This window comes from Paenochrobactrum gallinarii (assembly GCF_014205685.1).
GTDB lineage: Bacteria > Pseudomonadota > Alphaproteobacteria > Rhizobiales > Rhizobiaceae > Paenochrobactrum > Paenochrobactrum gallinarii.
On the sequence record NZ_JACIIU010000012.1, the window covers coordinates 81,219 to 92,242 of the forward strand.

The window sequence follows — 11,024 nt, forward strand, 5'->3', positions numbered from 1 at the left end:
ATTTAAAAGCCAAAAAATTTTAATTATTCTAATACATACAAACAATACAGCAAATTTTGAAAATGAGACATAAACTATTCTCTTAAATAAGTCTTAGATACATATTTTACACAGACTCTATACATTTGCCTTATTCTGAGATGGCTCAAAAAAACCTGCGGCAGACTGTAGCAGTTCTTATTTTAAAAGAATCTGCGATAAATGGATAAATTTCCGTTCGCATTGTAGCCGTGAATTCCATTGATTAAAATCAATGCACTCGCGCTACAATTGCAGATAGAAAATTTCAGTCATAACTGTTCTGGCACCGACGCATCTTGCATCCCAAAGTCTTCCGGTGACCAAAGCAGTGTTTTGTCATGCGCCGCGAGGGGACTTTTATGAACTACGCAGCTGGAACCGTCATATCCGGACTGTTGGCATTATGTGCAATGCTGATGGCCGGTTTTTCACATGATGAGCTCTTCAGAACTCACATGTGGATTACTTTTGCTGTCATAGCAATTTTCACTATTTTGCTTCTGCGTAATGCAGATTACAGCCTTAAATCGAAAGAAACCGACCCTAGCACTTATATGGATGGTCCGATCCGTTATGGTGTTATTGCCACCGTATTCTGGGGTGTCGTCGGTTTTCTCGTTGGTGTTGTTATCGCAGCGCAACTTGCATTCCCAAGTTTAAACTTCGAACCATGGCTGAATTTTGGCCGTGTACGCCCGCTGCACACATCAGCGGTGATTTTTGCTTTCTGCGGTAACGCTCTGATCGCAACTTCATTCTATGTCGTACAGCGCACCTGCCGCGCCCGCCTTTTTGGCGGCGATCTGGCCTGGTTCGTTTTCTGGGGTTACAACCTGTTCCTCATCATGGCGGCATCAGGCTACCTGCTCGGCATCACCCAGTCCCGCGAATATGCGGAACCAGAATGGTATGTCGACGTCTGGCTGACCATTGTCTGGGTTGTTTATCTGGCTGTATTCCTCGGCACAGTTCTGCGCCGTAAAGAGCCGCATATCTATGTGGCCAACTGGTTCTACCTCTCTTTCATCATCACCATTGCGATGCTTCACATCATCAACAATCTGGCGATCCCTGTCTCCTTCCTCGGAACCAAGAGCTACTCAGCTTTCTCCGGCGTGCAGGATGCTGTGACCCAGTGGTGGTATGGTCATAACGCTGTTGCGTTCTTCCTGACCGTTCCGTTCCTTGCAATGATGTATTATTTCGTACCTAAGCAGGTAAACCGTCCGGTTTACTCCTATCGCCTGTCGATTGTGCACTTCTGGTCGATTATTTTCCTCTACATCTGGGCAGGTCCTCACCATCTGCACTACACCGCTCTGCCTGACTGGGCGCAGACCCTTGGTATGGTCTTCTCCATCATGCTGTGGATGCCTTCATGGGGTGGTATGATCAACGGTCTGATGACACTTTCAGGTGCATGGGACAAAGTGCGTACCGATCCGATCGTGCGTATGATGGTTGCCGCTATTGCTTTCTACGGTATGGCGACCTTCGAAGGTCCGCTGATGTCGATCAAGGCCGTCAATTCCCTCTCGCACTACACTGACTGGACCATTGGTCACGTTCACGCCGGTGCACTTGGCTGGAATGGTATGATCACTTTTGGTGCGGTTTATTACCTTGCTCCAAAACTGTGGAAGCGTGACCGCCTCTACTCGATCCGTATGGTCAACTGGCACTTCTGGCTCGCAACTCTGGGTATTGTTCTCTATGCCGCTTCAATGTGGGTAGCCGGTATTCAGCAGGGTCTGATGTGGCGCGAATATGACGATCAGGGCTTCCTGGTTTACTCTTTCGCAGAAACAGTAATCGCCATGTTCCCTTACTATGTCATCCGTACTCTTGGCGGCGTGATGTATCTGACAGGTGGTATCGTGATGGCCTGGAACATCTACATGACTGTTCGTGGCAAACTCAGAAACGAGACAGCCATTCCTGGCTCGACCCCTGCACCAACCATGCAGCCAGCCGAATAAGGAACGTTGATCTATGTCATTTCTTAAAAAGCACTCAGCTATTGAGAAAAACGCCACGCTCTTGCTCATCGGCTCGTTGTTCGTGGTTACCATCGGCGGTATCGTTGAAATCGCCCCGCTGTTCTGGTTGCAGAACACCATTGAGAAGGTGGACGGCATGCGTCCTTATTCACCTCTCGAACTTGCCGGACGTGATATTTACGTCCGGGAAGGCTGCTATCTCTGCCACAGCCAGATGATCCGTCCGTTCCGCGATGAAGTGGAGCGCTATGGTCACTACTCGCTGGCAGCAGAAAGCATGTATGACCATTCCTTCCAGTGGGGCTCCAAGCGTACTGGTCCAGATCTGGCACGTGTGGGCGGCCGTTATTCGAACGAATGGCATGTGCAGCATCTGATTGAGCCACGTAAAATCGTACCTGAATCCGTTATGCCAAGTTATGCGTTCCTGAAAGATACACCGCTGAAAGTCACCGATATGACTGCCAATCTGAAGGCAAATATCGCTGTCGGTGTGCCTTACAGCCAGGAAATGCTGGATAATGCCCAGGCAGATCTGGTCGCACAGGCAGATCCTGATGCAGATACAGATGATTTGCTGGCACGTTATCCTAAGGCCAAGACAGGTGATTTTGACGGCAATCCGGCGCAGATCACTGAAATGGACGCATTGGTTGCCTATCTTCAGATGTTAGGAACTCTGGTTGACTTCTCAACTTACGATCAGTCGCCTAAGGCGCGATAAGGAGTTTAGTCATGGATTATAACACATTGCGCCATTTTGCGGACAGTTGGGGTCTGCTGGCGATGACATTATTCTTCCTTTTTGTCATTGCCTACACATTCCGTCCGGGCAGCAAAAAGCGCGCAGAAGAAGTACAAGCCATTCTGTTCAAGGATGAAGCGAATGACTAAAAGAGAAGTCGATGAAGTAACCGGCGTTGAGACGACCGGTCACGAATGGGACGGGATCCGCGAACTTGACAATCCTATGCCGCGTTGGTGGCTGTGGACTTGGTACGCAACCATTGCATGGGCACTGGCTTATGCAATTGCTTATCCGGCATGGCCGCTGATCTCCTCTTCCACCAGCGGCATGCTGGAATGGTCGAGCCGTGGCGCCTTCTGGCAGGAAAATGCGTCCGTTGAAGCCGGCCGTCAGAGCATCATCGATGCCATCAAGGCAAAAGATGTCAACGAAATCGCAGGTGACGAAACATTGCGTCAATATGCGATTGCCGGTGGTGCAGCTGCATTTAAGGTCAACTGTGTTCAGTGTCACGGTTCGGGCGCGCAAGGTGCGCCTGGTTTCCCTAACCTGAATGACGATGACTGGCTGTGGGGCGGTACGCTGGATGATATCCTGCTCACCATTCAGCATGGCGTTCGTTTTGAAGAAGACGACGATACCCGCATGTCCCAGATGCCTGCCTATGCAGACGTGCTGGAACCGCAGGAAATCCGTGATGTCGCAGCCTATGTCGTAAGCCTAAACGGCACCCCGCGTGATGCTTCCCATGTTCCGGCCGGCGAGCAGGTTTTTGCTGACAACTGTGCCGTTTGCCATGGTGAAGATGCCAAGGGTATCCGCGACTTCGGCGCACCAAACCTGACCGATGCAATCTGGTTCTATGGTTCTGGTGAAGATGCAATCATGCGTCAGGTCGAACACCCGCAGCACGGCGTTATGCCAGCCTGGGGCGAACGCCTTGGTGACGCGACTGTCAAGCAGCTTGCTGTCTATGTTCACTCCCTCGGTGGTGGTGAATAAATATAAATTTCCGGAAGGCGGGCAACTGCCTTCCGGCTCTCTTCCGCACTATATGCTTTCCTAAGTCGTTAATGCCTTACCAAAGGCAACCATGATTTAGGCAAACATATAATTGTAATGTGGGTATCGCCACCGCCTCCCCCAATCCTGTGCGATACTCAAATAGGAGTGGAAGATGTCAGATCATTCAGACGTCGAACAGATCGATGCACAAGCGGTCAACTCGCCTAAAACCCGTCAGGCCCTATACGCCGCACGTGTGAAAATTTTCCCTAAGCGTGTTGTAGGCGAATTCCGCCGCTTTAAATGGATCGTGATGTTTGTCACGCTTTCCATTTATTATCTGACGCCTTGGCTGCGATGGGATCGCGGTGAATATGCGCCCGATCAGGCCGTTCTCATCGACATTGCCAATCGCCGCTTCTATTTCTTCTTTATCGAAATCTGGCCGCAAGAGTTTTACTACATAGCTGGCTTGCTGATTATGGCGGGGCTCGGTCTCTTCCTGATGACCTCTGCTGCCGGTCGCGCATGGTGTGGCTATACCTGCCCGCAAACCGTTTGGGTTGACCTGTTTCTGGTTATCGAACGTGCCATTGAGGGCGACCGCAATGCACGTATCAAGCTCAATAACGGCCCTTATAACGCCAATAAAATTATCAAGCGCGTTCTTAAGCACGGCATATGGTTACTGATTGCCGTGATGACGGGTGGCGCTTGGATTTTCTATTTCGCCGATGCGCCCACACTCTTCATGGATGTTGTGACCGGCTATGCCGAACCTGTTGCCTATATTACCGTCGCCATTTTGACCGCAACCACTTATGTTTTCGGCGGTTTGCTGCGTGAGCAGGTCTGTACCTATATGTGCCCTTGGCCACGTATTCAGGCGGCGATGCTTGATGAAAATTCATTGACGGTGACCTATAATGACTGGCGCGGTGAACCACGCACACGCGGCTCGAAAAAAGCGATTGCTGCCGGTGCAGTGGTTGGTGATTGCGTTGATTGTAACGCTTGTGTTGCTGTTTGTCCGATGGGCATTGATATCCGTGACGGTCAGCAACTCGAATGCATCACCTGCGCCCTCTGCATTGATGCTTGTAACTCGGTGATGGATAAGGTCGGCAAGCCACGTGGATTGATCTCCTACGCAACATTGAACGATTATCATGAGAACATGAACCTTGCGACCAATGGCGGCACTACACCGATTGATCCGGCACGCGTTTATGAAGCACCAAACAAGTTCAAAGATGCAGTTCACCTCATCTCGATGAAGAAAATCCTGCGCCCGCGCACCCTGGTTTACTTCGCAATCTGGGCGTTGGTTGGTATGATGTTGCTCGGTTCGCTATATATGCGTGAGCGTATTGGCGTTAACGTGCTGCAAGACAGAAATCCGCAATATGTTCTGTTGTCTGATGGCTCTATCCGTAATGGGTACACCGTCAAATTGCTCAACATGATCCCGCAGCCGCGTGAATTCAGCGTCTCCGTTGACGGTCTGCCAAATGCGACTGTGACATTGCAGGATGTGGAACCAACAGCAGAGGGTAACTATATTATACCTGTAGAACCGGATCGTCTGAAAACACTCAGATTATTCGTCAGTATACCGGCACGTGAAATCACCGATGCCCGTACCACTTATACCATTCGGGTCAGCGATGTGGATGGCAAAGAATCTGCATCTTACAAAGCGACCTTTATTGCACCGGAGAAAAACTGATGACACAGAAAAGCATGACAAGCCGTGGCTTTACCGGTTGGCACATGTTGGGCATCATGTGCCTGTTCTTCGGTGTCATCATCACCGTGAACCTGATTATGGCCTATTTTGCCATCGGCAGCTGGAGTGGCCTGGTTGTTAAAAACTCCTATGTCGCCAGTCAGGAATTTAACGAGAAAGCGCTGACCGGTAAGGAACAGGCAGCGCTCTTGTGGGAAACTAAGCTCGACTATAAAAACGGTGAGTTCACCTATCACCTGCTCGATAAAGACGGGCAAGCAATCGATGCATCAAGCGCAACCGCTCATTTCAAACGTCCTGTCGGCGATGCCAATGACACCTCCGTGACCATGGAAAAAACCGGTACAGGCCAATTCGTCTCAAAAATTGAATTGGGTGAAGGCGCATGGATTGTCGAACTTAATTCCGAAGCCGGCCTTGATGATCCTTATCGTCAAATCCGCCGTTTCATCATTGTAAACGGAGAATATAAATGAGCTGCTGCGCTCCCAATGCTCAAAACATGAGCACTGGCCAGATTTACTCTCCCGATGAGCTGCTTCTTGCAAGCCGCAAACTGGGTGACGGCTTACGGCAGATTGACCTCTCCGTGCCGGGCATTCATTGCGCATTGTGCATTCAAACCATTGAAAAAGCGCTGAATGCGCAGCCACAGGTTAAATATGCCCGCGTTAATCTTTCCTCCAAACGCGTAACGGTGCGCTGGGATGAAGATACCACACCTCCTGCCCTGATCGATATCATCAATAAAGCGGGCTATGAGGCGCATATTTTTGAACTCGGCAAAGAAAAAGACGAGGTCTTAACCCGCCTTATCATTGCGCTGGCCGTTGCAGGTTTTGCCAGCAGTAATATCATGCTGCTTTCCGTTTCAGTCTGGTCTGGTGCGGAAGCAGCAACGCGTGATCTGTTCCATTGGATTTCGGCACTGATTGCGCTGCCGACCATGATTTTTTCCGGTCGTATTTTTTACGAATCCGCATGGCGCGGCCTGAAAGCCGGTCGCCTTAATATGGACTTTCCGATTTCGATCGCCATTTCACTTGCTTTCATCATGAGCTTGTATGAAACCATTCATAGTGGTCAGCATGCTTATTTTGATGCCTCTGTTTCGCTGCTCTTCTTTCTGCTGATCGGCCGCACCCTTGACCATGTGATGCGTGAACGCGCACGTTCGGCTGTACGTGGCCTTTCACAATTTGCGGCTCGCGGCGCAATTGTCGTCAGCCAAAATGGCGAGCGCAATTATCTGCCGATTGATGAAATCAAACCGGATATGCAAATTATTCTGGCGGCTGGTGAGCGCGTTCCGGTGGATGCGAAAATCGAAGAAGGCCATTCGGAACTCGATTGCTCTATTGCAACCGGTGAAAGTCTGGCTGTGCCGGTTGGCCCCGGCTCAGATATTCGTGCCGGTACGCTTAACCTTACCGGTCCTTTGGTTATTCGCGCAACAGCTGCCGCCAGCAACAGCTTTTTGGCTGAAATGGTACGCCTGATGGATATGGCCGAAGGTGGCCGTGCCCGTTATCGCCGCATTGCAGACCGTGCCGCAGAACTTTATGCTCCTGCCGTACATCTTACCGCTTTTTCGGCATTTCTGATCTGGATGTTCATCAGCGGCGATTGGTATAAATCAATTTATATCGGTATTTCCACGCTCATTATCACCTGCCCTTGTGCGCTTGGCCTTTCTGTGCCGATTGTACAGGTTGTGGCCGCGCGTCGCTTGTTTGAAAACGGCATTATGATCAAGGATGGCTCTGCGATGGAACGCATGACCGAAATTGATCATGTCATTTTCGACAAGACCGGAACCTTGACTCTCGGACAGCCTTGGCTGATCGATCAAGATACAATTCCGGCTGAACATCTGGAAATGGCCGCAGAGCTATCGCTTTATTCACTTCACCCGCTATCAAGGGCATTGGCACAATTTGCAGCCCAAAGCCAAACGACCCGCTTTGATCATATCGAAGAAATTCCGGGTTCCGGCATTAAAGCCATGAAAGACGGTAAGATCTATCAGCTTGGTCGCCGTGCATGGATTGCCGCTGATGGCGATACAGAGCAAGCGTCCATGCAGGCAGATGGCCCGCAGACTTGCCTGGCTATTGATGGTGAAATTGTACAAGTCTTCTCCTTTGAAGATCGCCCACGCGCAGATGCACTGGAAGCTATCAACAAGCTGAAGAAGAACGGCCTCAAGCTTGCGATCATGTCTGGTGACAAAATCAGCGTTGTTCAGTCACTGGCAAAATATTTAGGCATTGAGCGCTTTCAGGGCGAAGTTTTGCCTGCTGACAAAGCTAAGCTGGTGCAAAGCTTAAGCAATGAAGGCAGCAAGGTTCTGATGGTCGGCGACGGCCTCAACGACGCCCCTGCCCTCGTTGCGGCGCATGTATCCATGGCACCGGCAACCGCTGCCGATATTGGCCGTAATGCTGCGGATTTCGTGTTCTTACGTGAAAGCCTAGGTGCGGTTCCGGTTGCCTATGCAGTCTCAAGAGAAGCCAATAAGCTGATCCGCCAAAATTTCATGATCTCTATTGGTTATAATTTTCTGGCCGTACCTTTTGCGGTACTTGGCTTTGTCACGCCACTGGTAGCTGCATTAGCCATGTCGATTTCATCTATTGTTGTCATCAGCAATGCTTTACGTTTAAAAGCAGGCAGAGCTGAAGCGAAGAAGATTAAAGCGGCCAATGAAAAATTACAGGCCGCGCCAACCACATGGAAGGCTGTAAACCGTTGAGTATCTTATTATTCCTCATCCCGATTGCGCTTTTTTTAGGCGGACTATGGCTGGTGATGTTTCTCTGGACACTCAAAAGCGGCCAATATGAGGATATGGACGGAGCAGCGAGTCGTATTCTGATTGATCCTGAAGATTAATCATCAAAAATCTGAACAAATTGATCGCGCAGAACCCTTAAAATTTGGGTTTTGCGCGATTTTTTTATGCACAAAATTGAGTGAAATCAGATTTTTCCGCTGATTAACAACAGAAATGCAATTATTTTTAAATTAGCTCTTGCCATCTTTCTTTCACTTCGCTAGATGGGAGCCACAGATGATGACAGCAGATGATTTAATCAAGTGCTGACAACAAAATCACTCATAAGATACTGATTTTGTTAAGGTCATACTGGGGAATAGTTTAATGGTAGAACGACGGACTCTGACTCCGTTAGTCTTGGTTCGAATCCAGGTTCCCCAGCCAATTTTTCAAGCTAAATCAGTAACTTATTGATTTTAATTGAGAAATTAACCGCTGAGAATCCCTTCTCCAAATGACCAACGCAAATGTGCACGAAACTGTGACACAGAGCTATGACACATTCAGATGATTCTTCTGCTGTGTTTTGCTCCCATTGGCGAGTTGGTTCATGGCAATTAGACATGAAGTGCAAAATCTTCAAAGACGCGGGAATATATTTTATTGGCGGGCTCGAATCCCCGTGCGAATGCGGTCATCAATTGATGTTCAGCATCTTGCTTTCAGCTTAAAACAATCTGATCATCATCGGGCTGGCTATATGGTTCGTAAATTGAACCTGCTGCTACATGAAATCAGCCTGAAACCTGAAAGCACTATGATTAATAAAGAAGCCCTAGAAAAACTCTTTCAATCCGAAATTATACGGATGAATGAGCATATGGAAAATTTACAATTTGCTGGGCAGCGTTTTGGTAGCGGCTTTCAGAATCTAGATAATATGACTGCTGACATGGAAGTGGGCTGGGCTTATCGACTACTGGAGAAATTTGGCACGCGTCAGGCACTCTTTCAGCACCCTGATTGCGTAGGACATAGTTACCTCAAGCAATCTGCAGTTCCGCAAGAATTACACACCAATATTATTACGACTTATTTTGGCGAAAAGCACGCTGCGGAAACACCCGCATTCAGAGCTGAAATCGAAGCTCTTATGCAAGAGCATGGTATCAGTGCTGGTATTCTCAATGCAGAGAAGGCCAAGGCTGAGTATTTTCGCGCCCGTGCTGATGTCTTGCTAAATACCGAAGGTCGATACATCTTCGAATACCCTGTCACTATACAGGAGGTTGTTACTCAGGTAGTTGCGCCGAAACCGATAGAAGAACCTATCGAGGCAACACCGCCAGCACCTGCCGAAAATCCAGAACCAGTGGTACCGACAATCCCTGTGATGGCACCATCTGTCACAAAAGTTAAAGCAGTTCCTCTCAAAAACTTTATGAAGGAGTGCGAGCTACTCATTGAGAACAATAAGTCGACCTGGCAAGCTGATACGGCAGAAGACGTACGCGTTATTATCCGTATCTTCACTGGCATCCTGGCCGAGCATGGCATTAAGAACAGTTCCGAAGTAGAACAGGTACACCTTGCTGCACTGAGACAGCACTTTAATCAGATTCTGCCGGGTTATGGCCGCAGCAGACGTTTGAGCGCTATGACAACTGCGCGGTTACGTGAAGAATCTGCGAGTGTTCACGAACGAGCTATTCGGCTGAAACAAGAACCACCTAAAATTGGCCTGGCTGTTCCCACCATTCGCCGCCACCTTGGTAATCTCAAACATTTTCTGGGCCATCTGAGCGCTTCAGGCTATACAATGCAGCCTTTAAGCCTTGATGGGCTAATGCCTAAAAAGATAAGTGCATCCAAAGCTCGTAGTTTAACCCAAAAGCCTGATCCTGAGCGGATCAGACCAATTTTTCAAATACCACTCTTTACAGGATGCTCCGGTCCACTACCCAAACAATGGCGGGTGTCTGGCGATCAAGTATTTCACTCTTCCCTATTTTATGTGCCGATGTTTTTGACTTATCTTGGTGCACGCCGCGCTGAAATCACAGGTCTTTCAGTCGATGATGTGCTGAATATCGAGGGCGTGTGGGCGATACACATACGTGAAAATCAGTTTCGTTCTATTAAAAATGAGCAGTCAGATCGTGTGCTGCCAATACCAATAGAAATCCTGAGGCTTGGTTTTGTCGATTATGTTCATTGCATCAAGAAGCTTGGATATGTTGAATTGTTCCCTGAGTTACATGTGCCAGGAAAAATAACCGATACTGGTGACCGCTTTTATAAAAGCTTCATGCCGCTGCTTGATACCAAAAACGGTTTCAAAGGAGAGTTATGGGATCGTACCATACATGCTTTGCGGCACGGTTTTACGGATACACTCAAGCAGAATGGCGTTCAGCTCTCAACGATTGAGGACATAACCGGGCACCTTGGTGGAACCGAGGGGCAGATGCGTTATTCAAATGCAGCCAATCTTAAATTAATGCAGGAAGCTCTGGCGGTTTATCCCGTCATCACCGACCATCTTAAATTCGAAAAACTAAACCTGCTGCCATCAATTGAGCAAAAAGAATTTTAACAAGAGTGTAACGTATATATACGTTACACATGGGACTGTTCTAAATTTTGTGTAAGTGCCTTTATTTTCCCTTATCCTGTTTGGATAGACATAAAGAGGTACTTCACATGGATGAAGCCAAGATT

At 48.6% G+C, this 11,024-nt stretch carries 9 protein-coding genes and 1 tRNA gene; all 10 read left to right on the forward strand.

What is annotated here, in order from left to right; all coding sequences use genetic code 11:
* The first annotated feature begins 380 nt into the window (after window positions 1-380).
* The 10 genes from ccoN to FHS77_RS11765 all read left to right on the forward strand — a co-directional run bounded on the left by ccoN (window position 381) and on the right by FHS77_RS11765 (window position 10,899).
* The gene (gene ccoN / locus FHS77_RS11720; protein WP_184223560.1) at window positions 381-2,000 is read left to right on the forward strand and encodes a cytochrome-c oxidase, cbb3-type subunit I; all 1,620 of its coding nucleotides are present in this window, start codon (window positions 381-383) and stop codon (window positions 1,998-2,000) included.
* A 13-nt stretch (window positions 2,001-2,013) separates the two neighbouring features.
* Window positions 2,014-2,745, forward strand: coding sequence for a cytochrome-c oxidase, cbb3-type subunit II (ccoO, locus tag FHS77_RS11725; RefSeq protein WP_184223562.1), 732 nt, complete (start codon window positions 2,014-2,016; stop codon window positions 2,743-2,745).
* An 11-nt stretch (window positions 2,746-2,756) separates the two neighbouring features.
* Window positions 2,757-2,915: a cbb3-type cytochrome oxidase subunit 3 gene (locus FHS77_RS11730; RefSeq protein WP_184223564.1), complete on the forward strand. Its 159-nt coding sequence runs from the start codon at window positions 2,757-2,759 to the stop codon at window positions 2,913-2,915.
* A complete protein-coding gene (gene ccoP, locus FHS77_RS11735; protein WP_184223566.1) occupies window positions 2,908-3,771 on the forward strand; it encodes a cytochrome-c oxidase, cbb3-type subunit III in 864 nt (287 codons plus the stop codon). The genes FHS77_RS11730 and ccoP overlap by 8 nt, the downstream gene beginning before the upstream one ends.
* 175 nt (window positions 3,772-3,946) lie before the next feature.
* Window positions 3,947-5,503, forward strand: coding sequence for a cytochrome c oxidase accessory protein CcoG (ccoG, locus tag FHS77_RS11740; protein ID WP_184223568.1), 1,557 nt, complete (start codon window positions 3,947-3,949; stop codon window positions 5,501-5,503).
* Window positions 5,503-6,000 carry a FixH family protein gene (locus FHS77_RS11745; protein WP_184223570.1) on the forward strand — a complete coding sequence of 166 codons (498 nt, stop codon included), beginning with the start codon at window positions 5,503-5,505 and terminating at the stop codon, window positions 5,998-6,000. The genes ccoG and FHS77_RS11745 overlap by 1 nt, the downstream gene beginning before the upstream one ends.
* Window positions 5,997-8,279, forward strand: a complete 2,283-nt coding sequence (locus FHS77_RS11750; RefSeq protein WP_184223572.1) for a cation-translocating P-type ATPase — start codon at window positions 5,997-5,999, stop codon at window positions 8,277-8,279. The genes FHS77_RS11745 and FHS77_RS11750 overlap by 4 nt, the downstream gene beginning before the upstream one ends.
* Window positions 8,276-8,419: a cbb3-type cytochrome oxidase assembly protein CcoS gene (gene ccoS, locus FHS77_RS11755; protein ID WP_184223574.1), complete on the forward strand. Its 144-nt coding sequence runs from the start codon at window positions 8,276-8,278 to the stop codon at window positions 8,417-8,419. The genes FHS77_RS11750 and ccoS overlap by 4 nt, the downstream gene beginning before the upstream one ends.
* A 254-nt stretch (window positions 8,420-8,673) precedes the next feature.
* Window positions 8,674-8,747, forward strand: a tRNA-Gln gene (locus tag FHS77_RS11760).
* Window positions 8,748-8,913: 166 nt separating this feature from the next.
* A complete protein-coding gene (locus FHS77_RS11765) occupies window positions 8,914-10,899 on the forward strand; it encodes a site-specific integrase (protein WP_184223576.1) in 1,986 nt (661 codons plus the stop codon).
* Window positions 10,900-11,024 lie beyond the last annotated feature (125 nt).